The organism is Zobellella sp. DQSA1, assembly GCF_041950555.1.
In the GTDB taxonomy this organism is placed as follows: Bacteria; Pseudomonadota; Gammaproteobacteria; order Enterobacterales; family Aeromonadaceae; genus Oceanimonas.
In genome coordinates this window covers 1,635,355-1,660,762 of the sequence record NZ_CP169531.1, presented here as the reverse complement: position 1 = coordinate 1,660,762, position 25,408 = coordinate 1,635,355, and the positions used below count along the sequence as shown (strand labels likewise).

Below are 25,408 nucleotides of genomic sequence, written 5' to 3'. Positions count from 1 at the left end.
TCGACCGCTTTTTATGCATTGTTATTATTTCGGTGAAATCTGTTGTTAAAAACGGGTTACATCTTCCAAATAAATCCACATATAATAGCAACCCACAGGATTTTCTTGGCCCTTTTCACCATTTAAAAGGACAATATAATGGTACAGTTTGAAGCTAATTTTGACGGTCTGGTCGGCCCCACTCACAACTACGCCGGCCTGTCTTACGGCAATGTGGCCTCTCAAAGCAACGCCCAGGATGCTTCCAGCCCCAAAGAGGCGGCCAAGCAAGGCCTGAAGAAAATGAAGGCGCTGACCGATCTGGGCCTGGTTCAGGGAGTACTGGCTCCCCAGGAACGCCCCGATATCCATACCCTGCGCCGGCTGGGCTTTACCGGCAGAGATGCTCAGATACTGGAAAAGGCGTTTCGCGAAGATCCGGTCCTGCTGGCCGCCTGCTGCTCCGCCTCCAGCATGTGGACCGCCAACGCCGCCACCGTGTCCCCCAGTGCCGACACCGCGGACGGCCGTATCCACTTCACTCCCGCCAACCTGACCAACAAGTTTCACCGCTCCATCGAACATGAAGTAACCGGACGCATCCTGGGCCGGGTGTTTGCCGACGAACGCCACTTCAGCCACCACCAGGCGCTGCCTACCAACGACTACTTCGGTGACGAAGGCGCCGCCAACCACACCCGGCTTTGTGCCGACTACGGCCAGGCCGGGGTGGAACTGTTCGTCTACGGCCGCAGTGCCTTCGAGCTGGGCGCCCCGGCACCGCGCCGCTACCCGGCGCGGCAGACCCTGGAAGCCTCCCGCGCCGTCGCCCGGCTGCACGAACTGGATAACGATACCGCCATCTTTATTCAGCAAAACCCGGAAGTGATCGATCAGGGCGTATTCCACAACGACGTCATCGCCGTCGGCAACCAGAACGTGCTGTTCTATCATCAGGAAGCCTTCCTCAACACCGCCGCGGCGCTGGAGGAAATCCGCCGCAAGCTGCCCGATACCGAGCTGCACTTCATCGAGGTGCCCACCCATGAGGTGCCGGTGCTGGACGCGGTGAAGAGCTACCTATTCAATACCCAGATAGTGACCCTCAAGCCGGGCCACATGGCGATTATCGCACCTTCCGAGTGTGCCGAAACGCCCAGCGTCAAGGCCTATCTGGATCGCTTGCTCACCCTGAACACCCCGATCCGGGAAGTGCATTTCATGGATGTGAAGCAGAGCATGCGCAACGGCGGCGGTCCGGCCTGCCTGCGGCTGCGGGTGGCGATGACCGCGGCAGAACAGGCCGCGACCAACCAGGCCTGCCTGATGAACGACACCCTGTTCGGTCGCCTCAACCAATGGGTGGACCAACACTATCGCGATACCCTGAGCCTGAACGACCTGCGCGATCCGGCCCTGCTGCAGGAGTCCCGCAGTGCGCTGGACGAACTGACCCAGATACTGCAGCTGGGCTCCGTCTATCCTTTCCAGCGGTAGTTAAAACGGGGACTGGGGTGAGCATAATCCCGAGTCCCGGGTCCCCGTTTTTAATCAACCAAAGGGGCGCTGGCCCGCCTCATAGAGTTTCATCAACGCCCGGCTCACGCCGACCTCCACCGCCTTGCCCAGCTTTTCCTTCAGGCTGAGCTTTGGCTTGTGACGCAAACGGATGATGCGTTTTTCCGTACTTTGCCCCAGCAGGTACTCGCTGCTGGTCATCAGTTCATCCACCAGGCCCAGTTCGCAGGCATCGATGGCCAGCCAGTGCTCGCCGGTAGCGACCTTGTCCAGGGCCAGCGCCGGCCGGTTCTGGGCGATAAAGTCCTTGAAGCGCTGGTGAATGACTTCCAGCTCTTCCCGGAACTTGGCACGACCGTGCTCGTCGTTTTCCCCGAACAGGGTCAGGGTCCGCTTGTACTCTCCCGCGGTATGCAGCTCGATGTCGATGTCTTTCTTTTTCAGAAACTTGTTGAAGTTCGGCAACTGCGCCACCACCCCAATGGAGCCGACGATGGCAAAGGGCGCGGCGATGATGCGCTCGGCCACACAAGCCATCATGTAACCACCGCTGGCCGCCACCTTGTCCACCGCCACCGTCAACGACAAACCATGGGCCTTGAGCCGGCCCAGCTCCGCCGCACCCAGGCCATAGCCATGCACCAGACCACCGCCGGACTCCAGACGCAACAGGACTTCATCGCCGGCTCGGGCCAGTTGCAGCAAGGCGGACACCTCCCGGCTAAGGCCACTGACCTCGCGCGCATCCATGCTGCCCTTGAACTCCAGCACATAGAGCCGGTTGCGCTGGTCTCCGGCTTTTTTGTTCGCCTTGTCGAGCTGTTTGAACTGCTGTTTCAATACCTTGCGTTCGGCGTCATTCGCTGCCGTGGCCAGTTGCAATCGTTGCTGCTGCCGGCGCAAGTCGGCGCTGAGATCCTCTACCTCCAGTTGGTCGCCACCTTGCTTCTGCCTGGCGGCCAGGCCGGCCACCAACGCCACCAACAGTCCGATAGCCAGAACCCAGGTCAGGCTCTTGGCGGCAAACAATCCGTACTCGTATAAAAACTCCAGCATGCCATCTCCTTAGGGCGTAGTTTGACACTTATTGTAAAAGCCGCATGCGGGAACACCAATCGCCTTTTTTGCTTTCAAACACTGGTATCCTCAGCCAGAGTCTGGTTTGATCTGGCCACGTTGAATTCCGCTTAGAGAAAGAGGCACATGCTCGACTATCATGCATCCCCCGAATTACTCAACGGCAAGGTGATCCTGATCACCGGTGCCGGTGACGGTATTGGTCGCCAGGCGGCCCTCTGCTACGGCGCCCACGGCGCCACCGTGATACTGCTGGGTAAAACCGTAAAGAAGCTGGAGGCGGTATACGACGAGCTGCTGGCCCAGGGCAGTCCCGAGCCGGCCATCATCCCTCTGGACCTGCAGGGCGCTACCAAGCAGCACTACCTGGATATGGCCGAAACCATCAAACAGCAGTTTGGTCGTCTCGACGGTGTGTTGTTCAACGCGGGTTTACTGGGTGTGCTGGGTCCCTTCGAAATGATCGGCGAGGATGAATGGGACAAGCTGATGCAGGTTAACGTCAAATCCCAGTTCCTGATGACCCAGGCGCTGCTGCCATTGCTCAAGCAAAGCGCTCCGGCATCGCTGATCTACACCAGCTCCGGCGTGGGCAAGCAGGGCCGGGCCTACTGGGGCAGCTACGCGATATCCAAGTTTGCCACCGAAGGCATGATGGAAGTGTTGGCCGACGAACTCGAGAATACCGGGGTGCGGGCCAACTGCATCAACCCGGGGGCGACCCGCACCGGCATGCGTGCCCGGGCCTACCCGGGCGAAGATCCGGCGACCCTGCGCACACCGGCGGACATCATGCCGCTGTACCTGTATCTGATGGGCTGCGACAGTCTGGACATTAATGGTCAGTCGCTCGATGCCCAGCCGGACAAGGCTCGTACCAGGGCGACGCAATAAACTGACAGCCCGGGCAACATCGGCTACAACTGATCTTGTTACTATCAATCAAAGGGCCGTACCTTGCCGGCCCTCGCTACAAGGATGTACAAAGCAGCCATGTTTCGTCCCAAAAGCACGGTAGAGCAATGGCGGATTTTTCAGGCAGTAGTCGACTGTGGTGGCTATGCCCAAGCCGCGGAGAAACTCAATAAGAGCCAATCGTCCCTCAATCATGCCGTGGCCAAGCTACAACAAGGGCTGGGCCTGTCCCTGCTGGAAGTCAAAGGCCGCAAGGCCTTCCTGACACCGGAAGGCGAAGTGTTCCTGCGCCGTTCGCGCAAGTTGACCCAGGACATGGAAGACCTGGAGCAACTGGCCGACGTGCTGGCCAGCGGCTGGGAGCCGATACTGCGTATCGTGGTGGAAGCGTCCCTGCCCCGCCAACCGCTGTATCAGGCGCTGTCCGACTTCGCGCCGCGTTCACGCGGCTGCCGGATCCATCTGGTCGAGGCTCAGCCCGCCGGCTGCCGGGCCGTGGTGGCCAAGCAAGCCGCCGATCTGGTGTTTGCCTGTAGCGCTTTCCCGGGCGTCACCAGCCTGCCCCTGGCCACCACCACCTATGTCCCGGTCTGTGCCCCCACTCATGCACTGGCCCGATTTTCAGAGGTCACGCCCCACGAGCTCGAGCCCGAACTGGAACTGGTGCTGGCCGATGGCAGCGAGCAGGAGGAAGGCTGGGCGCGGGCAGAACAACGCTGGATCATCAACCACCTGCACGATACCCTGTCGCTGCTGCGCCGTGGCGTCGGCTTTGCCTGGCTGCCGCTGGACGTAGTGGCTCCTCTGGTCGACAATGGTTCACTGCAGCGACTGCCCATGGCCAACCAGGCGCTACGCAAGCGGTTTACCCACCTGGTCCTGCCCCGCGCCGCGCCGCCGGGCCCGGCGGCCAGCCTGTTGCTGACCCTGACCCGGCACCATTATGGCGATCATGAAAGCGCCGCCGCCATGCCGTGAGTCTTGCCAGCCTGCGATTGCTTCCTTATGCTGACGGCCCCACACCTGATAAGGAACCCCCATGTTTGATTTTGATCAGTGGATAGACCGACGCCCCACCCGCGCGCTGAAATGGCTGAAGTATGAAGGAACCGATATTCTGCCGATGTGGGTGGCCGATACCGAATTCAAGGCACCACCGGCGGTAATCGAAGCGCTGGCGGAGCGGGTGGAGCATGGCATCTTCGGCTATAGCCGTCCGAGCCCGCAACTGACCGAACTGATCATTCAACGCATGCAGGAGCGCTACAACTGGCGCATCGAAGCCGACTGGCTGGTGTATATGCCGGGCGTGGTACCGGCGCTGAACCTGGCCTGCCAGACCTTCAGCGAGCCCGGCAGTTCCATACTGACGCCCAAACCGATTTACTACCCCTTCCTGCATGCGCCCGGTTTCCATGGCCGCAAGGCCGCCCATGTCGGCATGGTAGAACAAGACGGCCGCTGGTTACTGGACCTGGACGAGCTCGAGCAGCAGGCCCAGCACAGCGAATTGTTGCTGTTCTGCAACCCACATAATCCGGGCGGGACCATCTATACCCGGGACGAGCTATTGGCCATCAACGACATCGCCAAACGGCACGATCTGGTGGTGTGCTCCGACGAGATCCACTGCGATCTGTTGCTTGATGAAGGCAAGACCCATATTCCTTATGCCGCCCTGGACGACGACGCCGCCAACCGCAGTATCATCCTGATGGCGCCGAGCAAGACCTTCAATATCGCCGGCCTGTGCTGCTCCTTCGCCATAGTGCCCAACCCCGAGCTGCGTACTCGCCTGGTGCGGGCCGCCCGCGGCATCATGGCCGACGTCAACCTGCTCGGTTTTGTCGCCGCCGAAGCCGCCTACCGGGATGGCGATGACTGGCTGCAGGCCCAGCTGGCCTATCTGCGCCGGAACCGGGACCTGCTGGTGGAGCGGCTCGGCCGGGTGTCGGGTGTCAAGGTACTGGCGCCGGAGGCGACCTACCTGGCCTGGATCGATATCGGTGCCCTGGAGCTGGAAGATCCCATCGGCTTTTTCGAACAGGCCGGTGTCGGGCTCTCTCCCGGCGGTCAGTTCGGCGGCAGCGATTTCGTTCGCCTCAACTTCGGCTGCCCCCACGCCATGCTGGACGAAGCCCTGCACCGAATGATCGCCGCCATCACCAGTCGCTGAGCAGGCTCGCGTTCCTTGTCCCTTGGGCCGGTCCGCAAGCGCCGGACTGGCCCCCCGCCATTAAAAAATTATCCACTTGAATCCGTTTTTGTGCGCCAATAGACGCTGTTCTCCCCCATAGCCACGATTTTTTTGCTATCTTTGAACAGCTTACGGGCCAATTATGACTTGGCCGACTGTTTACCCTAAGACAAGGAAAAGGAACTATGTCGATAAAAAAAACCATGGGTAGCGCCGCTGCCGTCGTTGGTTTCAGCCTGAGCGCCGGCCTGTCCGGCGCCGTGGCAGCCGAACAAACCTTTATTACCATTGGGACGGGCGGTGTCACCGGTGTCTATTATCCCACCGGCGGTGCCATCTGCCGGCTGGTCAACCAGGGCCGGGCCGAACACGGGGTGCGCTGTTCGGTGGAAAGCACCGGCGGTTCACCCTATAACCTCAACTCCCTGCGATCCGGCGAGCTGGAAGTGGGGATCGCCCAGTCGGATCTGGAGTACCAGGCCTACCACGGCGAAGGCTCCTTCGCCGATCAGGGCGAATTCGAGGACCTTCGTGCCGTCTTTGCCCTGCACGGCGAAGCCCTGACCATAGTGGCGCGCAAGGATGCCAACATTAACACCTTCGAGGATCTCAAGGGCAAGCGGGTCAATATCGGCAACCCCGGCTCCGGCCAGCGCGACACCATGGAAATCCTGCTCAAGGCCTACGGCTGGAGCCACAGTGATTTCCGCCTGGTGTCCGAGCTGCGCCCGGCTGAGCACGGCCAGGCCCTGTGCGACAACCGTATCGACGCCTTCGTCTATGTGGTGGGCCACCCCAACGGCTCCATCAAGGAAGCCACCACCGCCTGCGAGGCCAACCTGGTCAGCGTCAGCGGCGAGGTGGTCGACAAGCTGGTGGCCGATAATGCCTACTATCGCTATATCACCATTCCCGGCGGCGAATACACCGGCGCCGATGACGACGTTCAGACCTTCGGGGTCGGCGCCAACCTGGTCACCAGCGCCAAGGTGCCGGAGAACGTGGTCTATGAGTTGACCAAGGCGGTATTCGAAAACTTCGATCAGTTCATACGGCTGCATCCCGCTTTCGGCAACCTGCAGAAAGAGCAGATGGTGAAGGACGGCCTGACCGCGCCCCTGCACGATGGCGCCAGCAAATACTTCAAGGAAGCGGGTCTGGTGGAATAACGCCGCCCGTGCTCATCTGGCAGGGAGCCCCTCCCTGCCGTTAAGCCATGATGCCAGGGTGGCTACCCTGTACGGGGAGCCGCCTTTTTTCCCATTCGGGACCAAGTACCATGGCAGGTATCGGAGAAGCCGTTCATGTCCCAACCTCAAGATAAGACCCGGCAAGAACTCGAAGACATGCTGGCCGCCGATACCGGCGCCCGCCATCCGACGGGATTCGGTCACTGGGTTTTGCTGCTGGTGCCCTTCGCCTGGGCCCTGTTCCAGCTGTGGTATGTCTCGCCACTGCCGTTCATGCTGAACTTCGCCATTCTGAACGATACCGAAGCCAGGGCGATACACCTGGCCTTCGCCGTCTTCCTGGCCTTTACCGCCTACCCGGCACTGAAACGTTCTCCCCGGGATCGTATCCCGCTGCAGGACTGGCTGCTGGCACTGCTTGGTGCCTTTGCCGCCGCCTATCTATTCCTGTTTTACCGGGAGCTGTCGACGCGTCCCGGGTTGCCCACCACCCAGGATCTGGTGGTCGGTTGTGCCGGCATGCTGCTGCTGCTGGAAGCCACTCGTCGCGCCCTGGGACCACCACTGATGGTGGTGGCGGCGGTCTTCCTGTTCTATACCTTTGCCGGCCCCCATATGCCGGACGTCATCGCCCATCGCGGCGCCAGCCTGAACCGCATCATCACCCACCAGTGGCTGACCACCGAAGGGGTGTTCGGGGTGGCACTCGGGGTCTCGACCTCCTTTGTGTTTATGTTCGTACTGTTCGGCTCCCTGCTGGAGCGGGCCGGTGCCGGCAACTACTTCATCAAGGTCGCTTTCTCCCTGCTCGGCCATATGCGCGGCGGCCCGGCCAAGGCGGCGGTGGTGTCTTCCGGCCTGTCCGGGCTGGTGTCGGGCTCTTCCATCGCCAACGTGGTGACCACCGGCACCTTTACCATTCCCCTGATGAAACGGGTTGGCTTTCCCGCCAGCAAGGCCGGGGCAGTGGAGGTGGCCGCTTCCACTAACGGCCAGCTCACACCGCCTATCATGGGAGCCGCCGCTTTCCTCATGGTGGAATACGTCGGCATTTCCTACATCGAGGTGATCAAGGCCGCCATACTGCCGGCGCTGATTTCCTATGCCGCCCTGATCTATATCGTCCATCTGGAAGCGGTAAAGGCCGGAATGAAACCGCTGCAACAGCGCCGCAAGGCGACCCTGCTGCAACGGCTGTTTGGCTTCTTCACCGTGCTTATCGGCTTCATGCTGTTGTCGGCCATCGTCTACTACGGCATCGGCTGGACCAAGACCCTGTTCGGCGACGTCGCCAGTTGGGTACTGAGCGGACTGGCGCTGCTCGCCTACATCGGCCTGGTGGCGATGGCGGCCCGGCTGCCGGACCTGGCCATCGACGACCCGGAGCACCCCGATATCCATATGCCGGAGCCGGGCCCCACCTTCAAGGCCGGCATGTACTATCTGATGCCGATAGTGGTATTGGTCTGGTGCCTGACGGTCGAACGGCTCTCGCCGGGGCTGTCCGCCTTCTGGGCCACCCTGTTCATGATGGTGATAGTGCTGACACACAAGCCGCTCAAGGCGTTTTTCCGCCGGCAGCCGGCCTGGAACAAGCTGGGCCGGGAAGGGCTGGACGACCTCTTCCAAGGTATGGTCACCGGTTCGCGCAACATGATTGGCATCGGCGTGGCCACGGCCGCCGCCGGTATTGTGGTCGGCACCGTCACCCTCACCGGTATCGGCCTGGTGATGACCGAGTTTGTCGAATTTATTTCCGGCGGCAACCTGCTGCTGATGCTGATTTTCACCGCCATTATCAGCCTGCTGCTCGGCATGGGCCTGCCCACTACCGCCAACTACATTGTAGTGTCTACCCTGATGGCGCCGGTCATCGTCAACCTGGGCGCCCAGCACGGACTGATAGTGCCCCTGATTGCGGTACACCTGTTCGTGTTCTACTTCGGCATCCTGGCGGATGATACCCCACCGGTAGGCCTGGCCGCCTTTGCCGCCGCCGCCATCGCCAAGTCGGATCCGATCAAGACCGGCCTGCAGGGCTTCGCCTACGATATACGCACCGCCATACTGCCCTTCATGTTTATCTTCAACACCCAATTGCTGCTGCTGGGCATTGATAGCTGGTGGGGACTGCTGCTGACCATCCTCAGCGCGCTGACGGCCATGCTGCTGTTCGCCGCCGCCACCCAGGGCTTCTGGCTGGTCAGGAGCCGCTGGTGGGAGACCCTGGCACTGCTACTGGTGGCCTTTACCCTGTTTCGCCCCGGCTTTTTCTGGGATCGGATGTTTCCGCCCATGGCGGAATATGATGGCACCGAGTGGCGGGAGGTGGTAGCGGATCTAAGGCCCACCGAGTCCATCATCCTGCAGCTGGGCGGCACCAACCTGTTTGGCGAGCCGGTCAGCCGGACGGTCGAACTCGGCTTCGATGCCCGCCGTGCAGGCGCCGAGGAACGTCTGGCCAGCACAGGCATCGCGGCGATCCGGGAGGAAGGCAGCAAGGCCATCATCGAGCGGGTGGACTTCGGCAGCCAGGCCGAACGGCTGGGCGTGGATTTCGATCTGGAGATAGTGGCGCTGCAGCGCCCGGCACAACGCCCATCCAAGGAATGGATGTTCATCCCCGCGCTGGCCCTGGCCGGCCTGGTTGCCTGGCTGCAACGCAGAAGGCGAACCCTGAGCGGAGAGCCCTCACGCCAGCCTGCGGCCTAGCGAGGTACTTCCATCACAGGCCCACCGGGTACGACCACAGGGCATCCGGTCGGGCCCATGCCCGCGACGTCTGGACACACTAGCCCATCGATGTCTGGCGCGATGGTGCGGAAAAGCAAAAACGCCGCTGTAGCATGCTACAGCGGCGTTTTCAATGTGGCGGAGGAGGTGGGATTTGAACCCACGGTAGGCTATTAACCTACGCCGGTTTTCAAGACCGGTGCATTCAACCACTCTGCCACCCCTCCGGACAGCGCGCATCATACTGGCCCCCACGGCAGCTGTAAATAGCAGTGGATTCAATTGCTGTCTAAATCATCATTCTGGGTGTTTTTTGACGACTTCCGGGCCATACCGTGGCTGCCACTGAGAAAATACTGAGCCAGAAATTCCTCGTCCAGCGGCGATAAATCGAAATGACGGCTCGCTTCAGCGATCAGATGCTGATCCAGCTCAGGATGCTTCAACAGCCAGGCCAGTGCTTTACGTAAGGATTCATGTTCGTTCATAACCCCTCCCTGCTGTTAAGTGATATAAGGCTGCACGACAAGGTGGTCTTTTATTTTTTATACATTTTAAATACAATTTAACTCTCTGTACTCTCCGGCGGATACCATTCCTGTCGTTTTACGGCCACCGAGGTCTGCATGCATTTTAAACACCGACTGCGCGACGCCACCCTCGCCGGCCTGGCCGCCTTTGTTGCGGTGATCTGTTTGAGCTACCTGAAGAGCTGGGCCCATTTTATGGTGCTGAGCGCGCCACTCGGAGCCACTCTGGTCCTGCTGCTATTGCTGCCTTCGGCTCCCCTGTCCCGCCCCAAGCACGTGATCCTCGGACATCTGCTGACCACCAGCCTGGCTGTGCTCGGCCTCGAGTTTCTGCCGGATCCGATGCTGGGGCTGGCGACCTGCTTTGGCCTCGGCATTACCCTGATGGTACTGACCGACACCCTGCACCCCCCCGCAGGCGCCAACCCCATCCTGATTTATCTTTCCGGAGCCCATCTGCCGCCGATGGACTTCATCCTGCCCACCCTGGCCGGCACCCTGTTCATGGTGGCCTTTGCCAGCCTCTATCATAAAGCCTTTACCCACCGTCGCTATCCCTTTGCGCCCAAGACATCGTCCTCTGCGGGCAACGCCGCACCGGCCTCCCCCGGGCAGGCGACAAGCACGAAAAAATCTTCACAATAAACACTTTCACATGAAAACACTTATAAAATTGGGACTCCTTCACAACTCCTTTGACACCATATGAGCAAGATTGTTTAGCTCTTTACTTGATACAAAACCAGGAATATACCAGCCCCAAAAATAGAACAATATGGATACAGTAATGATGGGGAGTCGTGACGAAAAGACCACCTTGGCATTGCTGGCTGCCATGGCCGCTCCCCCCGTATTCGGGGCCGACTGGAACAACACCGAGCGGCATCATCAGTTGAGCAGCCTTGAGCAGAATCCCTACGGGCCAGCGCCGAGCAGAAACCGCCCCCATACCCATCCCCTGCAACATGCCAGCGGCTGGAAATACGGTAGGACGACGATCAGCGGTAACGGGACTGGTACGACAAAGCCTATTTCTGGCAGTCTGGTGCTTCCGAAATAAAAGAGAGCGCCGCGGCGCTCTTCTGTTTTATGCACAGCAACAACAGGAGTAGGCGGCAGCTTAGAAGTGCCATTCCAGCTGGAAGGTCGGCGCCGTGGTATTTACGCCGGGCTTGCCGTGGTTGCCGAACTTGTTACGCCAGTACTCGTAGCCGATACCGGCCCACAGGGTATTGCTCTTGTTAAACGCCAGTTGGCCCACGTCCACCATCAGGGAGCTGCGCGACAGTATTTCCGGCTTGGTACCGTTGTTGAAATAGTCTTCCCCTTTCTCGGTATTATAGTTGGCGAACCCCTGGAATTTCATCGGCACGGTGCCGGCCTGAAACGGCAGTCCCCAGGCCAGGCTCACCACATAGTAGGGATCGAAGCTGATATCGTTCCTGTTTCCCGGGGCGCCGCAACCGGGCAAGCCACAGTGGTTTTGCTCATAGGCATAGAGCAGACTCAAGTCCACAAAGCCTTTGGGCACATCGAATTTCAGGGTGGGTCCGGCTACCAGCATACGTTTGCGCGGAGCAAAAGCGGTATTTTTGGTGTTCAGATCGAAGCCGGCGGTCAGCGCCACTTCCTTGACCGGGCCGAAGCTCAGATCGGTATCGAATACCTTGCCCAGGTGCAGCTGGTGACGATAGGTCAGGTAGGCCTCGGTGGCGCCTTTATCGCTACCGTTCGCCTTGTCATTTCCGTCCGACTGCAGCAGGTCCACATTAAAAAAATTCTGACCATAGACATAGCCGCTGGCATGGGTCAGCTGCAACACATGCTTTTTGATATCGTTGGGGTTACTGGGCTCGGTGAACTGAGTGCCGTATCTGTAGCCGATATAGGTATCGGACCAAGTGGCGGCACTGAGCTGGGGCGCGGCGGATACCGCCAGTGCCACCGCTGAAACACTAAGAATACGCTTGCCGATCTGCTTCATATCCGTGATTCCCTCACATTCTTGAGTGTATGACTTCCTGATTTTCATGAATACAAAAATAATTAATAATGCGCCTTTAAGTGCAACTTAAAGCGCACAAATAATTACACAAACCAAAACTAAAAATCCACATATTGTTTACAATATTCAATAAAAAGACCGCAACAGTCTCCCGTTGCGGTCTTCTTTCCATTCAGGATCCGGAATGGCTTAACGCAGCAACTCCGCGTGCAGCTCGGCCTCCACCACCATCAAGGCGGCCCTATGCCGGTTGGCCACCTTGGCATTGGGGAAAACCACGGCTTCCTCCCGCTCGCGGGCAAACCAGCACTCTGTCCCATCCTCGGCCAGCAGGGTTCCGGCAGCAAAGGCGGTGAAATTGGCCACCTCATCGGCAAAGTTAAAATGGAAATCGTCACTCTGCTTGACGATTTCCTGGCATACCCGGAATACCCGGATCTTACTGGCATCAACAAGCTCCGCCTGCCAGTCGGGCTCGCCGATCAGTCGCTCCAGGTTGTGCTCCAGGGCAGAAAAGCGGCTGGCATCATTCTGGCCGAAGGGCATGACCTTGCCGAGTTCGACGGTAAACCCGTGGGCGCCGAAGCCACGGGCGCTGAAGTAGCTGAATGTGGTCGTTGGACCATGGGCCAGCAGGATGGTATCGACCCCCGAGGCACTCAGGAAGGATAGCTGCTGGCGACTATAGGGTTGACCATGAGTAAAGGGATAGATGGCGAACTTCTCGTACTTGGAAGGACGGATGGCGGTGTGCAGATCATAATGCAACCGCTCTACCCCCTCACGCGCGCCGAAGAATCGAGCGACATACTGCTCCAGCCTGGCGGCCCGAGTCCGCTCCCTGCCGTGCTTGTCACCCCGGGCATGAGCGCCGGAAAACAGCCGGTTCAGATTCTCCTCCAGTTCCCGCACCCCCAGGTTCATCGCGGCCGGGTTGCCGAAGATCAGCAGCAGCCGTTGCCGACAGGGCAGGCGTCCCTCCACCAGAGCCCGCAATAACCGTTCACACAGCTCGATGGGCGCGGTTTCATTGCCATGAATACCGCAGGAAAGCACGATATCTTTATTCCCCGGCGACACCGGTTCAATACACAACACGCCGGTATCCCATACCTGGACTTCGCTGCCGTCGGGCAGTCGCTCACTGAAGGGAGCGAGCTCCCAGGGATGCTCCCTGCTGAGGGTCAAAAAATCACCGAGCCGGCTTCCGTTCACATTTACCTCCAGTAACACCAATAAAAACAAGATATCGCATGGCGATAAAACATGATTTCAGCATCAAAGTCTAGTAAAGCCGGAGACGGGGGCTCCGTTCCCCGAGACGATATGGCACCTGCAATGAAGATATAAGCTGCTGTCATGAACATTTATGCTGACACCCGCCAGAGCAGCGTTTAGTTATGCATACCCCCGCCGGAACAGCGCAATCAAAAAAAGCTTGCGGCACATCGGTGGCGCCGGGGCAACACGAATGAGAGAAAGAGAGATGACCGCAAAGGGTCCGCTGACGCAAAACAAGGCCACCCCAGCCAATGGCCGGGGTGGCCCAGCAAACAACCGGTCTTACACGCCGGCCTTGGCGAAAGTTGCACTCACCAACTGCCGTGCTTCGACAATCAGCTGCTCCAGGTGGGCCTGGTCCCGAAAGCTTTCGGCATAAATCTTATAGACCTGTTCGGTACCGCTGGGGCGGGCGGCAAACCAACCCTGTTCGGTCACCACCTTGAGGCCACCGATATCGGCTCCGTTCCCCGGTGCCTTGGTCAGGATGGCGACAATGGGATCTCCCGCCAAGGTTTCGGCCTCGACATCGCTGCGGTCGAGCCTCGACAGCACCTGCTTTTGTGCCAGGCTGGCAGGGGCATCCAGCCGACGATAGACGGGCCAGCCCAGTTCGGTCGCCAACTGCTCGTAGTACTGGTGCGGGGTGAGACCGGTGACCGCCAGTATTTCCGCCGCCAGCAACGAGGGAATAAAGCCGTCCTTGTCCGTACTCCACACCTCACCGTTCATGCGCAGGAAGGAAGCGCCGGCACTTTCTTCACCGACAAAGCCCAACTTGCCATCGTTCAGATCCTGCACATACCACTTGAAGCCGACCGGAACTTCCAGCAGCGGCCGCCCCAGGTGTGCTGCCACCCGATCGATCATGGAAGAAGACACCAGGGTCTTGCCGATCGCCAGTGTAGCCGGCCACTGGGGTCTGTGGGTGAAGAGATAGTGAATACAGACCGCCAGGTAGTGGTTGGGATTCATCAACCCGTCACGGTCCACTATACCGTGGCGATCATAGTCGGGGTCGTTACCGCAGGCGATATCGAAATCATCCTTCATCGCCAGCAGGTTGGCCATGCAGTAGGGACTGGAACAATCCATGCGGATCTGGCCGTCATGATCCAGGGTCATAAAGGAAAAGGTCGGATCCTGGCTCGGGTTGACCACGGTGATATCCAGACCGTAATGCTCGGCGATATACGGCCAGTAAGCCAGCCCCGCTCCGCCCAGGGGATCGATACCGATGCGGATGCCCGCCTTGCGGATGGCGGCCATGTCCACGACGTCACCCAGTTCCGCGACATAGGCTTCGACATAGTCGTAGGACACGGCACGCTCGAGCGCTTCGGCAAAGGGCACGGAAACGATACCGGCACCGCCGGCGGCGATCAGCGCATTGGCTCTGTCCTGGATCCAGCGAGTGGCCTCCGCCGATGCCGGTCCGCCGTCCGGCCCGTTGTATTTAATCCCGCCATCCCGGGGCGGATTATGGGAGGGAGTGATCACGATGCCATCAGCCTGAGCGTCCGCATGGTCGCGGTTGTGGTTGAGGATAGCGTGCGACACCACCGGAGTCGGCGTATAACCCCGCCCCTGCTGCACCCTCACCTCCAGGCCGTTGGCCACCAGCACTTCCAGGGCCGAGCCCCAGGCGGCTTCCGACAGGGCATGGGTATCCATGGCCAGAAACAGCGGGCCGCCCAATCCCTGGCCTTTGCGGTACTCCGACACCGCCTGGCAGATGGCCCTGATATGCAGCTCGTTGAAGCTGCCATCCAGGGCGCAGCCCCGGTGTCCCGAGGTGCCGAAAGCCACCCGCTGCTCCGCCCGGCCCGGATCCGGCTGCCGTTGGTAATAGGCGGCCATCAGCCGCGGAATATTGATGAGATCATCGGCACCGGCCGGCGCTCCGGCTCTGGGATGCATGGTCATAGGCTTAGTCCTTCAGTGTGTTAAATACTTTGGCACACCCGCTCGATCAGTCCGTGAGGGTAGCCCATGGCCGCCATCAGTTGCGCGACGATGTTGCGCTTGCGGCCAGTATTGGTATTGGTGATCACCCAGTAGGGGCTGCCGTCGATGGCTTTGGGTTTGGTGGTATTACCAGCGGCCAGCAGCGCTGCCTCGGAGTCGGCGAAATAGATGCGCTTGCGCCCCTTGATATCGCAGGCCTGGGCAAAAGAGGCGGGGTTTTCCCGATAGAGCACCGACAGTATATGCATGAAACGGTCGATGGCCGACTCGTCTGCAGCCAGCTCATTGCCGCCAAGCATTTGTGCGATCCCCTTGCCCGCCACGACCACTGGCGCCGGTTCGGCAACGGCACTCGCGGCGGGTTGCAACTTCAGCAGTCGTCGTAGTATATCCGAGGCGCTTTCGCCAATATGGCGGGTGTTGCTGGCGATATAACGGTAAAGATCTTCATCTACCTCTATGGTTTTCATCATGTTTTTTGGCATGTCCGCTCCCAATCACTGGGCATGATTATACATGGAGCAGGCCATGGGCCCAAGCGGGTTGCGCCGCCGGCAAGAGCGGGCAACAATATTGCCCTCGGGTTACCTCAGGGAAATAACATGCAACTGAATTTTCGCCGTCAAGGGCAAGGCCGGCCGGTGATGCTGATCCACGGCCTGTTCGGCAGTCTGGATAATTTGAATGGGCTCGCCAAGGCGCTGGCCGAGCAGTTTGACGTGATCGCCGTGGACGTCCGCAATCATGGCCTGTCACCTCGCGATGAACAGATGGGCTATGCCGCCATGGCCGGAGATATTCTGGCACTTGCCGAACAGCTTGAACTGGAGCGCCCCGCCTTGGTGGGACACTCCATGGGCGGCAAGATTGCCATGATGGCGGCGGCTCTGGCACCGACCGACGTCCACGCCCTGGTGGTGGCCGATATTGCCCCGGTCGCTTACACCCAGGCCCGCCATGACGCGGTGTTCCGGGGACTGCAGGCCGTCGCTGAAGCCGGGTGCCAAAATCGGAAAGAAGCCGACGCCGTGCTCGCCCAGCATGTGGCCCTGGCCGGAGTGCGTCAGTTTCTGCTGAAATCGTTCCTGACCGACGGCGATTCTCCCTGGCGATTTAACGTCCCCGTGCTGCTCGCTCATTATCAGGCCATCATGGGCTGGCCCGGCATCCCGCAGCCTTATGAGGGCCCGACCCTGTTTATCAAGGGCAGCGAGTCCGATTATTTGTTGCCCGAGCACCAACCGCTGGTTAGGCAGCAATTCCCGCGGGCCAAGGCGCGGGTCATCCAGGATACCGGGCATTGGTTGCATGCAGAGAAACCGCAGATGTTCAACCGCTTGGTCCGGGATTTCCTCACAGAGGCCGGTTAACAGGCTCAAATCCTTTATGGTATAGTTGCGCTCAATTTCAACGGTCAGGCAACATGATGTCATTGGAACAAATCGAGCTGCTGGAAAGCATGGGCCTCAAGCTGTTTTTTGTGGCCATCTTTCTTCTGATCGGGCTGGCGATTCAGGATGTACTCAAACGGGGGAATGTGCCCAAATTTGGTCGTTACATTGTCTGGCTGGTATTGTTTCTGGGCTGCGCCGGCTTTATTGCCAAGGGAGTTATCGAAGCCGCCTGGGAAGGAGGCGGGCTCGGTTAACCCATGGCCAAGCAAGATGCAGACAGAACCACGCTGGACTTGTTTGCCGATGAACGTCGGCCCGGCAGGCCAAAAACCAATCCCCTGCCCCGGCAAGCCCAGCTCAAGCTCAACAAGCGTAATCAGCTGAAACGCGATCGCGAACGCGGACTAAGGCGCATCGAGCTTAAGGTGGATGAACAACTGTTCAGTAAACTGAATATCCTGGCCAACGAGCGCCGGCTCAGCCGTGCTGAGCTCATCCATGCGCTGTTATTGCAGCAATTAGGACAACAGGGTTCCGATTAGGCCCAGGATTTTGATACACCCCTTTTCAACAGGTACGGCATTATTATGGCAAGTGTAGGTCTGTTTTTTGGAAGTGATACCGGCAATACCGAGGCCGTGGCCAAGATGATCCAGAAGGAGCTGGGCAAGCATCTTATCGAGGTTCACGACATCGCCAAGAGCACCAAGGAGGACATCGCCGGTTTCGATTTGCTGCTCCTGGGGATCCCGACCTGGTACTATGGCGAATCCCAGGCCGACTGGGATGATTTTTTCCCCGAGCTGGAGCAAATCGACTTCAACGACAAGCTGGTAGCCATTTTCGGCTGCGGTGACCAGGAAGACTATGCCGAGTATTTCCTGGATGCCATGGGTACGCTGCGCGATATCATCGAGCCCAAGGGCGCCATTATCATCGGCCACTGGCCGACCGAAGGCTATGACTTCGAGGCCTCCCGAGCCCTGGTGGACGACGGCCACTTTATCGGCCTGGGCATAGATGAAGACAGGCAGCCCGAACTGACCCAGGACAGGGTCAAAGCCTGGTGCAAACAGCTTTACGAAGAAATGTGTCTGAAAGAGCTGGAATCTTAAGTCGATCCTTCGGGTCTAATTAGGGATGCGGACAGCGCGTCCCTTTTTTGTTTGCCTGCGATCGCTTACGATAGCGGGGAACAATCCAAACCGGATGCAAGAGAAAAAAGATGAAGATGTTACGCGTTTTATTGTTGATGCTGCTGTTGCCGGCCTCACTGGCCCAGGCCAACATCAACCCCTTCCCCCTGCCGGAAGACAAGGGGCAGCCGGTCGGTCAGATACTGATCCATACCGCCCAGGAGGGTGACAACCTGGCGGCCCTGGCCCGCTACTACGGCGTCAGCCCCATACTGATGATGGCGGCCAACCCGGACCAGGATCTGCTGCTGCTGCAACCGGGCCAGCGGATCGTCGTCCCCCACCAGTTGCTGCTGCCCAAAGCCGAAACCCAAGGCATCGTCATCAACCTGGCGGAGCTGCGCCTCTACTACTACCCGGAACAGGGCAACGAAGTCTACGTGTTCCCCATCGGCATCGGCCGGGTCGGGCGGGCCACGCCGGAGATGATCACCCGCATCTCCGAAATGCGTAAAGACCCGACCTGGACGCCCACCGCCAATACCCGTCGCGAATACGCCGCCAAGGGCATCTCCCTGCCGGCCGTGGTGCCGGCGGGACCGGACAACCCACTGGGTGACTATGCCATGCGCCTGGCCTATGGTAGCGGCGAGTACCTGATCCACGGTACCAATGACCCCCTGGATGTGGGCCTGCGCTCCAGTGCCGGCTGCATCCGCATGTATCCCGAGCATGTGGAATGGCTTTTCGCCCAGGTCGGCAACGGCACCCGGGTACAGATCGTCAACCAGGCACTGAAGGTCAGTACCGACCAATACGGTCAGACCTTTGTCGAGGCCCACGAGCCCCTGACCCCAGAAGGGCTTGCCGATACCCGTCCGCTGGACATGTCCGCACTAATACCGCTGCTGGAGCAGGGTGCCGACCGTGGTTTTATCGAACAGGTAATTAGCCATCAGCAGGGTGTGCCCCAACTGGTAGGCCAGCTGTACTGAGCCGAGTACAGCAGTGCCGGCCGCCGGCCGGCACTGCGACTCGCCCCGCCACATGCCACATCACGTCAATACGAGTCAGGCCAGCCTGCCACTCGGCTTCAATGCCGTTGGGTTGGGACTTCAAATCCGCATCTCTATCACCTGCCGCTCGAGCTGGCCGAACCGATTACAGGGATTCCTGCGGACTGTCATGGGGAAAGACTGGCACCTGGAGATTGCGACCAGTAGCCACTTCGAATGAATGCTGCCTGCGGCACGCTAGAATAAAAAAAGCCTGGCCGAAGCCAGGCTTTTTTTTCCGTACACCACTATTACTTGGTGTAGCGGCCCATCTGGTCCAGACGAGAGTTGGCGCGGTCGGCAGAAGCGCGGGCTTCGGCAACGTCGGCAGCCAGACGATCGATCTTGGCAGAGTTCATTTGCTGACCTTGCTGAACGGCTTGCACGTCCTGGGCCAGGCTGTCCAGTTTGCTTTCCAGAGCGGTAGTAGAGCTACAGCCAGCCAGCAACAGAGCACTAACAACACCACCTACTAACATCATTTTATTACGCATTACCTGCTCCTTATTTTATGGGAGTCAAAAAGACCACATTAGGCGCCATAAGTATGGACGAAGTTCCCTGCTTATCGCAAATTATTTTATAGACCATGACATTAGGAATTTTTGCTTAACGTCATGATTTAACGTTTGTTTGCTTATTTTTTGCGCACATAGAGAGTACGCTCCACCTCGGCAATCAATTCACCCTGCTCATCCAGGATATTGATGCGGAAATGAGGAAAATATTTAGCGCCATTATCGGTCGCATCACGAATCTCATCCAGCCGTTCCCGGCTCAAATGAATATCAGCGTAGACCCGTCCGCGGCCGGGCTTGAGGAAGGTTATCCTGGCCTCTCGATCCCATATATAATATCCCGGTCCCAGCACCGCCATCAGCATCATAGAATAGACCGGATCCGTCATCGAAAACAGGCTCCCACCATATTGGGTACGGTTTGCGTTTTTGTTCCACCAACGCAGCACCAGCCCTACCCGGCAGTAGCTATAGTCACCGCTGAGCTGCTCAATGCGGATACCGGCTCCCCAGAAAGGGGGCCAGCCGTTCAACAAGCGGCGGAGCAGCCAGGGGCGAGAAAATATCAGCTTCATCCATCTCATCCGACCAGTAAGAAGTAAAGCCGATACTAGCAAAAAGGTTGCGTAATTGTCAGCCTCCTGGAACAGAACATGACATTCCGCCCGCAAGCCAGATTGAGGTTGCCATTACGGTCAGGAACAAGCACAATAAAAGCAATACCCAAACGAAATGCGAACCTTTATTTTTATGGCTGACAACAATCAAGCACTGAAAAAAGCAGGGCTCAAGGTGACGCTACCGCGAGTAAAGATACTCGAGCTGCTGCAACAACCGGAAACCCAGCATGTCAGTGCGGAAGATCTGTATAAGCTGCTGATCGACCAAGGCGAAGAAATCGGCTTGGCAACCGTTTACCGGGTGCTGAACCAGTTCGACGACGCCGGTATCGTCACCCGCCATCACTTCGAAGGCGGCAAATCGGTGTTCGAGCTGGCTACCCAGGAGCACCATGATCACCTGGTGTGCCTCGACTGCGGCAAGGTCATCGAGTTTCACGACGAGATCATCGAGCAACGCCAGCGCGACATCGCCAGCCAGTACAATATCAAGCTCACAAACCATAGCCTGTACCTCTATGGCCATTGCACCAATGACGAGTGCAACCACAACGACGAGTAGAGTCATCGGTTTTACGTTACCTGACAAAGCCGCAGTTCGACTGCGGCTTTTTTATTGCTACAGACTCCGCTTCAGGGCCGGCAGGCTCAATAGCCCCAATGCCAGCAGGATCAGGGACACCCCCCAGGCATCGGAGAACCCGGGCCGCTCATTCAGCAGCAACCAGGCTAGTAGCACCCCCATCACCGGGATGGCCAGGGTACTCAAGCCGGCAACACCGGCCGGCAATGCCCGCAACACAAACAACCACAGCATCCAGGCCGTTGCCGTAGCCAGCACCGCATTGTAAGCCAGTGCCAGCAGCAGTGGGAGCGACCATTCAATGGCCGGCTGGGGGATGAAAAAAGTCATCGCCAGCAGCAGCAACGTTCCCATGGCCATCTGCCATGTGGTCAGCGCCAACAGATCAACCTGATGGTGACGGTACAGGCGCTTGGCCACAATAGCGCTGGCCCCCCAGCAGAAGCCGGATGCAAGCGCCAGCAGCGAACTTATCAGCTGCTCGCCCAGCAACCAGGGCTGCAGCACCAGAGGCAGTCCCAAAGCACCGGTGGCCACGGCCAACCATTGCAGCCGCCTCATCCGCTCGCAAAGAAAGAACGCCGCCAGTACTACCACCCAGAATGGCATGGTATAGACGATAATCACCACCTTGCCGGCACCACCGCTGACCAGGGCCCACTGGGCAAAGCCCATCATGCCAACCGTCTGCAGCAGACCAATCATCGCTGTCGGAATCATAGGCGGTGGCGCCATCCCCCTGCCCCGCCATCTCAGGATGACAAACAACAACAGGGTGCCGAGGGCACAGCGCAGGGCAGTAAAATCGAAGGCCCCGATATAGTCCAGGGCCCCCTTCATCACTATCCAGTTGAAGCTCCAGATCAGGGTCAACAGTAGTAATCCCAGCAGGGGAATCACGGACATTTTGGCGGTGGTCGTCATAATAATCTTGAAGGTAATGATGAATGTTGCCAACCTACTATGACCGGACAGGCGTCAATCGGCAATAAAAAAGCCGCGACAGGCGCGGCTTTGATTCAGGGCCGGATTCGACCTCAGACCTCTTCCTTGCCCCAGGAGTCACGCAGGGCGACGGTCAGGTTGAACACCAAGCCTGCAGCTTTGCTATCGCGGCAGAAATAGCCTTCGCGCTCGAACTGAAAGGCGCATGCGGGCTGAGCCTTGACCAGTGACGGCTCAACCACGGCACCGTCCAGCACTTGCAGTGACGCAGGGTTCAGTGCCTGTTCGAACGACTCTGCGGCTCCCGGGTTAGGCACGCTGAACAGGCGATCGTAAATGCGCACTTCGGCAGACACCCCCTGGCTGGCGGACACCCAGTGGATCACCCCTTTCACCTTGCGGCCGTCGGCCGGATCCTTGCCCAGGGTATCGGGGTCATAGCTGCAGAAAATGGCGGTGATCTTGCCATCGCCGTCTTTTTCTACCCGCTCGGCCTTGATGACATAGGCATTGCGCAACCGCACTTCCTTGCCCAGTACCAGCCGTTTGTACTTCTTGTTGGCTTCTTCCCGGAAATCCGCTTCGTCGATATAGAGCTCGCGGGTAAAGGGCAATTCACGGCTGCCCATTTCCGGCTTGTTCGGATGATTCGGCGCACTCAGGATTTCCAGATGATCCTCGGCCAGGTTTTCAATGACCAGCCGTACCGGGCGCAGTACCGCCATGGCCCGCGGGGCGTTCTCGTTGAGATCGTCCCGGATACAGGCCTCCAGCATGCTCATCTCGACGGTATTGTCCTGTTTGGTCACCCCGATGCGCTGACAGAATTCGCGGATCGAGGCCGGTGTATAACCGCGACGTCGCAGGCCGGAAATAGTCGGCATACGTGGATCGTCCCACCCTTCCACGTGACCATCGGTCACCAGTTGATTGAGCTTTCGTTTGGACATCACCGTATATTCCAGGTTGAGCCGGGAAAACTCGTACTGGCGCGGATGACAGCCGATACTGATGTTGTCGAGCACCCAATCGTACAGGCGACGGTTGTCTTGGAACTCCAGGGTACACAGCGAATGGGTGATGCCTTCGATGGCATCGGAGATGCAGTGAGTGAAGTCGTACATCGGATAGATGCACCACTTGTCCCCGGTCTGGTGGTGGTGGGCAAAACGTACCCGATACAGCACCGGGTCACGCATCACCATAAAGGGTGACGTCATGTCGATCTTGGCACGCAGACAGGCCTCGCCTTCCTTGATTTCCCCGTTACGCATACGGGTAAACAGGCTCAGGTTTTCCTCCACCGGACGGTCCCGGTAGGGGCTGTTGCGGCCCGCTGTGGTCAGGGTGCCGCGGTACTCGCGGATTTGCTCGGGTGCCAGCTCGTCGACATAGGCCAACCCTTTTTCAATCAGTTCTACCGCATAACCGTACAGCCGATCGAAATAGTCGGAGGAATAACGGATGTCGCCACTCCATTCAAAACCGAGCCAATGCACATCACGCTGGATGGACTCGACATATTCGACACTTTCTTTTTCCGGATTGGTGTCATCGAAGCGCAGATTGCACTGCCCCCGGTAGTCCTGAGCGATACCGAAGTTCAGGCAAATGGACTTGGCATGGCCGATATGTAAGTATCCATTCGGCTCCGGCGGAAAGCGGGTCTGTACCGACTGATGTTTACCGCTGGCCAAATCTTCATCGATGATTTGGCGAATAAAATTGCTGGGACGATGGTCCGCCTGACTCATTCATGCACCTCGAGTGTGGGGATAGCATAATCAAACGACCATGATCCATGATCTCCGCCCGGTGCTCAATAGCCAGAACCGGAATAACCGGTTTTCCAATAAAAAAGCCGCCCGAAGGCGGCCTCAGACCATTTATTCCTCTATCGGCAGCGTCTGCTGCACATAGCGTCCTGGTGCGGGCATCAGGCCCGGGCACTCCTCGTTGCCCACCGCCCTTGCCGGCACCTTGTCGTCCCCCAGATAGGGCGTCACCCACTGTTGCCAGTGCGGCCACCAGGAACCAGCTTCCCGCCTGGCCGTAGCCAGCCATTGCTCGGCACTGTCAAAGTTCTCGTCGCTGAGCCAATAGCCGTATTTGTTTTTATTCGGCGGGTTGACGACACCAGCCACATGCCCGGACTCGCCAAGCACCAGGGTCTTCTCGCCGCCGAGCAACCCGGAGCCATTGAAAGTCGCATCCCACAGGGCAATGTGATCTTCCTTGGTCGAAAGGAAGTAGCTGGGTGTTTTCACCTTGGACAGATCGATGCCAAAGTTGCCCACCTTCACTTCGCCGGGGCGGCTCAGGCTGTTGTCCAGATACAATCCGCGCAGCAGGAAACTGGCACAGGTGGCACTCAGATTGGTGCTGTCGCTGTTCCAGTACAAAATATCGAAATCCGCCGGCTCCTCGCCTTTCAGATAATTATCGATGTAGTAATTCCAGTACAGGCTGTTTTCCCGCAACAGGCTGAAGGTCACCGCCATCTGTCGGCCATCGAAGAACCCCTGGGCATCGTTCATCTGCTCCATGGCGTTCACCACCGGCTCGTTGATAAAGACGCCAACTTCTCCCGGCTGGGTAAAATCCAGCAGGGTCGTCAGGAAAGTGGCGCTCTTGACCCTCGGCTTCATGCGGCGAGCCGCATAGAGTGCCATGGTAGAAGCAAGCAGAGTCCCACCGATACAGTAGCCGATGGCATTGACTTCTTTTTCACCGGTGATCTGCTCAATCACCCGGATCGCTTCCATGGTGCCGGAATGGATAAGATCCTGAAAGCCGATGCTGGCCTGCTCTTTGCCCGGGTTGCGCCAGGACATAATAAAGACCGTATGGCCCTGATCCCGCAGCCAGCCAACCAAAGAGTTCTGCTCCTTGAGGTCCAGGATATAAAACTTGTTGATAAAAGGCGGGATCACCAGCAGGGGCGTTTTATACACCGCTTCGGTGCTGGCGCGATACTGGATCAACTCGAAAATATCGTTCCTGAACACCACCTCGCCGGCTGTGGTTGCCAGATCCTTGCCCAAGGTAAAGGCCGATTGCCGCGTCATCCGGATCTTCAGCAAATTGGCACTGGCCGCGAGGTCTTCCTGGAATAATTCTATCCCTTTGACCAGATTGGCACCTTTTTCTTCCAGCGTACGATGCAACAGCTCCGGGTTACTCCAGATAAAGTTGGTCGGTGACAGCGCGTTGATGGTTTGACGAAAGGTAAAGCTCAGCCGCTGGCGTACCGGCTCCGGCAAGCCCTCCACCACATCCAGCATTTCGGTCAGTGATTTGGCAAAATGCAGGTAGGACTGGCGCATGAAATCGAAGTGGGGGTCTTCCTTCCATGACTTATGCTGGAATCGCCGCTCACCGGGAGGATCCTGCACCAGGCTTTCAGTATCCTTGTCCAGCGCCTTCACCATGCTGTTCTGACAAATCGCCAACTGGCCCTGCCACCACTGCATCTGCATATCGAGCAGCCGCATCGGATTGGTCGAAACTGCCTCATAAAAGATCTTCAAATCCTGGGCATTCACGTCCGATAACGCCTGGGTCACCGGGTTATCACCCAGGCTGGCACGTTGCATGTCCGACCACATGGTTTCATTCCACTGAAAGAACTGGCGAATGGGATCGGTACCGTTATACATATCTTGCTGCATTGTCCCTCCCTGATAGAGATAGCGCCCGCACGAACAAGGCAAAATGGCAGCTAAAGCGGGAAGGAGCCCGAAAGCCCTTCCCTGCCGGTATCT

25 protein-coding genes and 1 tRNA gene are annotated in these 25,408 nt (G+C 58.5%); 13 read left to right on the top strand and 13 right to left on the bottom strand.

Annotation, left to right across the window (positions count from 1 at the left end; all coding sequences use genetic code 11):
* Nucleotides 1-138 precede the first annotated feature (138 nt).
* On the top strand, nt 139-1,476 hold the full coding sequence (gene astB, locus ACEVBK_RS07955; RefSeq protein WP_375058068.1) for an N-succinylarginine dihydrolase: 1,338 nt from the start codon (nt 139-141) through the stop codon (nt 1,474-1,476).
* Between the two features lie 54 nt (nt 1,477-1,530).
* On the opposite strand, the gene sohB is transcribed toward astB, so the two are convergent.
* A complete protein-coding gene (gene sohB / locus ACEVBK_RS07950) occupies nt 1,531-2,550 on the bottom strand; it encodes a protease SohB (protein ID WP_375058528.1) in 1,020 nt (339 codons plus the stop codon).
* A gap of 150 nt (nt 2,551-2,700) precedes the next feature.
* Between sohB and ACEVBK_RS07945 the strand changes: the two genes are divergently transcribed.
* The 5 genes from ACEVBK_RS07945 to ACEVBK_RS07925 all read left to right on the top strand — a co-directional run bounded on the left by ACEVBK_RS07945 (nt 2,701) and on the right by ACEVBK_RS07925 (nt 9,588).
* Nucleotides 2,701-3,468, top strand: coding sequence for a YciK family oxidoreductase (locus ACEVBK_RS07945; protein ID WP_375058067.1), 768 nt, complete (start codon nt 2,701-2,703; stop codon nt 3,466-3,468).
* Between the two features lie 99 nt (nt 3,469-3,567).
* Nucleotides 3,568-4,467, top strand: coding sequence for a LysR family transcriptional regulator (locus ACEVBK_RS07940; protein WP_375058066.1), 900 nt, complete (start codon nt 3,568-3,570; stop codon nt 4,465-4,467).
* Between the two features lie 61 nt (nt 4,468-4,528).
* The gene (locus tag ACEVBK_RS07935; RefSeq protein WP_375058065.1) at nt 4,529-5,665 is read left to right on the top strand and encodes a MalY/PatB family protein; all 1,137 of its coding nucleotides are present in this window, start codon (nt 4,529-4,531) and stop codon (nt 5,663-5,665) included.
* A gap of 206 nt (nt 5,666-5,871) precedes the next feature.
* Nucleotides 5,872-6,855 (top strand): TAXI family TRAP transporter solute-binding subunit, encoded by a 984-nt coding sequence (locus ACEVBK_RS07930; RefSeq protein ID WP_375058064.1) that lies wholly within the window; start codon nt 5,872-5,874, stop codon nt 6,853-6,855.
* A 135-nt stretch (nt 6,856-6,990) separates the two neighbouring features.
* Complete coding sequence (locus ACEVBK_RS07925) at nt 6,991-9,588, top strand: TRAP transporter permease (RefSeq protein WP_375058063.1); 2,598 nt, start codon at nt 6,991-6,993, stop codon at nt 9,586-9,588.
* A gap of 157 nt (nt 9,589-9,745) precedes the next feature.
* Here the strand turns inward: ACEVBK_RS07925 and ACEVBK_RS07920 are convergent.
* Nucleotides 9,746-9,836, bottom strand: a tRNA-Ser gene (locus ACEVBK_RS07920).
* A gap of 51 nt (nt 9,837-9,887) precedes the next feature.
* On the bottom strand, nt 9,888-10,097 hold the full coding sequence (locus ACEVBK_RS07915; RefSeq protein WP_375058062.1) for a hypothetical protein: 210 nt from the start codon (nt 10,095-10,097) through the stop codon (nt 9,888-9,890).
* Between the two features lie 138 nt (nt 10,098-10,235).
* Between ACEVBK_RS07915 and ACEVBK_RS07910 the strand changes: the two genes are divergently transcribed.
* Nucleotides 10,236-10,784 carry an HPP family protein gene (locus ACEVBK_RS07910; RefSeq protein WP_375058061.1) on the top strand — a complete coding sequence of 183 codons (549 nt, stop codon included), beginning with the start codon at nt 10,236-10,238 and terminating at the stop codon, nt 10,782-10,784.
* A 39-nt stretch (nt 10,785-10,823) separates the two neighbouring features.
* Here ACEVBK_RS07910 and ACEVBK_RS07905 read toward each other — a convergent pair whose 3' ends face one another.
* The 5 genes from ACEVBK_RS07905 to ACEVBK_RS07885 form a co-directional block, all read right to left on the bottom strand.
* A complete protein-coding gene (locus ACEVBK_RS07905) occupies nt 10,824-10,976 on the bottom strand; it encodes a hypothetical protein (protein ID WP_375058060.1) in 153 nt (50 codons plus the stop codon).
* A gap of 283 nt (nt 10,977-11,259) precedes the next feature.
* Nucleotides 11,260-12,123, bottom strand: a complete 864-nt coding sequence (locus ACEVBK_RS07900; protein ID WP_375058059.1) for an outer membrane protein OmpK — start codon at nt 12,121-12,123, stop codon at nt 11,260-11,262.
* A gap of 210 nt (nt 12,124-12,333) precedes the next feature.
* Entirely contained in the window at nt 12,334-13,332 is a 999-nt protein-coding gene (gene astE, locus ACEVBK_RS07895; protein WP_375058057.1) for a succinylglutamate desuccinylase, read from the bottom strand.
* Nucleotides 13,333-13,707: 375 nt separating this feature from the next.
* A complete protein-coding gene (pgm, locus tag ACEVBK_RS07890; RefSeq protein WP_375058056.1) occupies nt 13,708-15,351 on the bottom strand; it encodes a phosphoglucomutase (alpha-D-glucose-1,6-bisphosphate-dependent) in 1,644 nt (547 codons plus the stop codon).
* A 20-nt stretch (nt 15,352-15,371) separates the two neighbouring features.
* Nucleotides 15,372-15,863, bottom strand: a complete 492-nt coding sequence (locus ACEVBK_RS07885; protein ID WP_375058527.1) for a replication initiation regulator SeqA — start codon at nt 15,861-15,863, stop codon at nt 15,372-15,374.
* 132 nt (nt 15,864-15,995) lie between these two features.
* On the opposite strand from ACEVBK_RS07885, the gene ACEVBK_RS07880 reads away from it, so the two are divergent.
* The 5 genes from ACEVBK_RS07880 (at nt 15,996) to ACEVBK_RS07860 (ending at nt 18,918) form a co-directional block, all read left to right on the top strand.
* On the top strand, nt 15,996-16,763 hold the full coding sequence (locus tag ACEVBK_RS07880) for an alpha/beta fold hydrolase (RefSeq protein ID WP_375058055.1): 768 nt from the start codon (nt 15,996-15,998) through the stop codon (nt 16,761-16,763).
* A 56-nt stretch (nt 16,764-16,819) separates the two neighbouring features.
* Nucleotides 16,820-17,041 carry a DUF2788 domain-containing protein gene (locus ACEVBK_RS07875; RefSeq protein ID WP_375058526.1) on the top strand — a complete coding sequence of 74 codons (222 nt, stop codon included), beginning with the start codon at nt 16,820-16,822 and terminating at the stop codon, nt 17,039-17,041.
* 3 nt (nt 17,042-17,044) lie between these two features.
* Entirely contained in the window at nt 17,045-17,329 is a 285-nt protein-coding gene (gene ybfE, locus ACEVBK_RS07870; RefSeq protein WP_375058054.1) for a LexA regulated protein, read from the top strand.
* A gap of 45 nt (nt 17,330-17,374) precedes the next feature.
* A complete protein-coding gene (gene fldA / locus ACEVBK_RS07865) occupies nt 17,375-17,902 on the top strand; it encodes a flavodoxin FldA (RefSeq protein WP_375058053.1) in 528 nt (175 codons plus the stop codon).
* A gap of 110 nt (nt 17,903-18,012) precedes the next feature.
* Nucleotides 18,013-18,918 (top strand): L,D-transpeptidase family protein, encoded by a 906-nt coding sequence (locus ACEVBK_RS07860; RefSeq protein WP_375058052.1) that lies wholly within the window; start codon nt 18,013-18,015, stop codon nt 18,916-18,918.
* Between the two features lie 311 nt (nt 18,919-19,229).
* Here ACEVBK_RS07860 and ACEVBK_RS07855 read toward each other — a convergent pair whose 3' ends face one another.
* Together ACEVBK_RS07855 and ACEVBK_RS07850 are read right to left on the bottom strand one after the other, a co-directional pair.
* The gene (locus tag ACEVBK_RS07855; protein WP_094038658.1) at nt 19,230-19,472 is read right to left on the bottom strand and encodes an LPP leucine zipper domain-containing protein; all 243 of its coding nucleotides are present in this window, start codon (nt 19,470-19,472) and stop codon (nt 19,230-19,232) included.
* A 143-nt stretch (nt 19,473-19,615) separates the two neighbouring features.
* On the bottom strand, nt 19,616-20,071 hold the full coding sequence (locus ACEVBK_RS07850) for a DUF4442 domain-containing protein (protein WP_375058051.1): 456 nt from the start codon (nt 20,069-20,071) through the stop codon (nt 19,616-19,618).
* Between the two features lie 175 nt (nt 20,072-20,246).
* Between ACEVBK_RS07850 and fur the strand changes: the two genes are divergently transcribed.
* A complete protein-coding gene (gene fur / locus ACEVBK_RS07845; RefSeq protein WP_375058050.1) occupies nt 20,247-20,678 on the top strand; it encodes a ferric iron uptake transcriptional regulator in 432 nt (143 codons plus the stop codon).
* 57 nt (nt 20,679-20,735) lie between these two features.
* Here fur and ACEVBK_RS07840 read toward each other — a convergent pair whose 3' ends face one another.
* The 3 genes from ACEVBK_RS07840 to phaC form a co-directional block, all read right to left on the bottom strand.
* Complete coding sequence (locus tag ACEVBK_RS07840; RefSeq protein ID WP_375058049.1) at nt 20,736-21,623, bottom strand: DMT family transporter; 888 nt, start codon at nt 21,621-21,623, stop codon at nt 20,736-20,738.
* A gap of 113 nt (nt 21,624-21,736) precedes the next feature.
* Entirely contained in the window at nt 21,737-23,398 is a 1,662-nt protein-coding gene (gene glnS / locus ACEVBK_RS07835; protein ID WP_375058048.1) for a glutamine--tRNA ligase, read from the bottom strand.
* A 132-nt stretch (nt 23,399-23,530) separates the two neighbouring features.
* Complete coding sequence (gene phaC, locus ACEVBK_RS07830) at nt 23,531-25,315, bottom strand: class I poly(R)-hydroxyalkanoic acid synthase (RefSeq protein WP_375058047.1); 1,785 nt, start codon at nt 25,313-25,315, stop codon at nt 23,531-23,533.
* Nucleotides 25,316-25,408 lie beyond the last annotated feature (93 nt).

Coding starts and splice junctions, on each gene's coding strand:
- ACEVBK_RS07880 (WP_375058055.1), top strand. CDS start 15,996: ATGCAACTGAATTTTCGCCGTCAAGGGCAAGGCCGGCCGGTGATGCTG.
- astB (WP_375058068.1), top strand. CDS start 139: ATGGTACAGTTTGAAGCTAATTTTGACGGTCTGGTCGGCCCCACTCAC.
- ACEVBK_RS07935 (WP_375058065.1), top strand. CDS start 4,529: ATGTTTGATTTTGATCAGTGGATAGACCGACGCCCCACCCGCGCGCTG.
- ACEVBK_RS07840 (WP_375058049.1), bottom strand. CDS start 21,623: ATGACGACCACCGCCAAAATGTCCGTGATTCCCCTGCTGGGATTACTA.
- ACEVBK_RS07900 (WP_375058059.1), bottom strand. CDS start 12,123: ATGAAGCAGATCGGCAAGCGTATTCTTAGTGTTTCAGCGGTGGCACTG.
- phaC (WP_375058047.1), bottom strand. CDS start 25,315: ATGCAGCAAGATATGTATAACGGTACCGATCCCATTCGCCAGTTCTTT.
- fldA (WP_375058053.1), top strand. CDS start 17,375: ATGGCAAGTGTAGGTCTGTTTTTTGGAAGTGATACCGGCAATACCGAG.
- ACEVBK_RS07850 (WP_375058051.1), bottom strand. CDS start 20,071: ATGAAGCTGATATTTTCTCGCCCCTGGCTGCTCCGCCGCTTGTTGAAC.
- ACEVBK_RS07855 (WP_094038658.1), bottom strand. CDS start 19,472: ATGCGTAATAAAATGATGTTAGTAGGTGGTGTTGTTAGTGCTCTGTTG.
- ACEVBK_RS07925 (WP_375058063.1), top strand. CDS start 6,991: ATGTCCCAACCTCAAGATAAGACCCGGCAAGAACTCGAAGACATGCTG.
- glnS (WP_375058048.1), bottom strand. CDS start 23,398: ATGAGTCAGGCGGACCATCGTCCCAGCAATTTTATTCGCCAAATCATC.
- ACEVBK_RS07885 (WP_375058527.1), bottom strand. CDS start 15,863: ATGAAAACCATAGAGGTAGATGAAGATCTTTACCGTTATATCGCCAGC.
- ybfE (WP_375058054.1), top strand. CDS start 17,045: ATGGCCAAGCAAGATGCAGACAGAACCACGCTGGACTTGTTTGCCGAT.
- ACEVBK_RS07910 (WP_375058061.1), top strand. CDS start 10,236: ATGCATTTTAAACACCGACTGCGCGACGCCACCCTCGCCGGCCTGGCC.
- ACEVBK_RS07875 (WP_375058526.1), top strand. CDS start 16,820: ATGTCATTGGAACAAATCGAGCTGCTGGAAAGCATGGGCCTCAAGCTG.
- ACEVBK_RS07930 (WP_375058064.1), top strand. CDS start 5,872: ATGTCGATAAAAAAAACCATGGGTAGCGCCGCTGCCGTCGTTGGTTTC.
- ACEVBK_RS07905 (WP_375058060.1), bottom strand. CDS start 10,976: ATGGCAGCCAGCAATGCCAAGGTGGTCTTTTCGTCACGACTCCCCATC.
- ACEVBK_RS07915 (WP_375058062.1), bottom strand. CDS start 10,097: ATGAACGAACATGAATCCTTACGTAAAGCACTGGCCTGGCTGTTGAAG.
- ACEVBK_RS07860 (WP_375058052.1), top strand. CDS start 18,013: ATGAAGATGTTACGCGTTTTATTGTTGATGCTGCTGTTGCCGGCCTCA.
- pgm (WP_375058056.1), bottom strand. CDS start 15,351: ATGACCATGCATCCCAGAGCCGGAGCGCCGGCCGGTGCCGATGATCTC.
- ACEVBK_RS07940 (WP_375058066.1), top strand. CDS start 3,568: ATGTTTCGTCCCAAAAGCACGGTAGAGCAATGGCGGATTTTTCAGGCA.
- ACEVBK_RS07945 (WP_375058067.1), top strand. CDS start 2,701: ATGCTCGACTATCATGCATCCCCCGAATTACTCAACGGCAAGGTGATC.
- fur (WP_375058050.1), top strand. CDS start 20,247: ATGGCTGACAACAATCAAGCACTGAAAAAAGCAGGGCTCAAGGTGACG.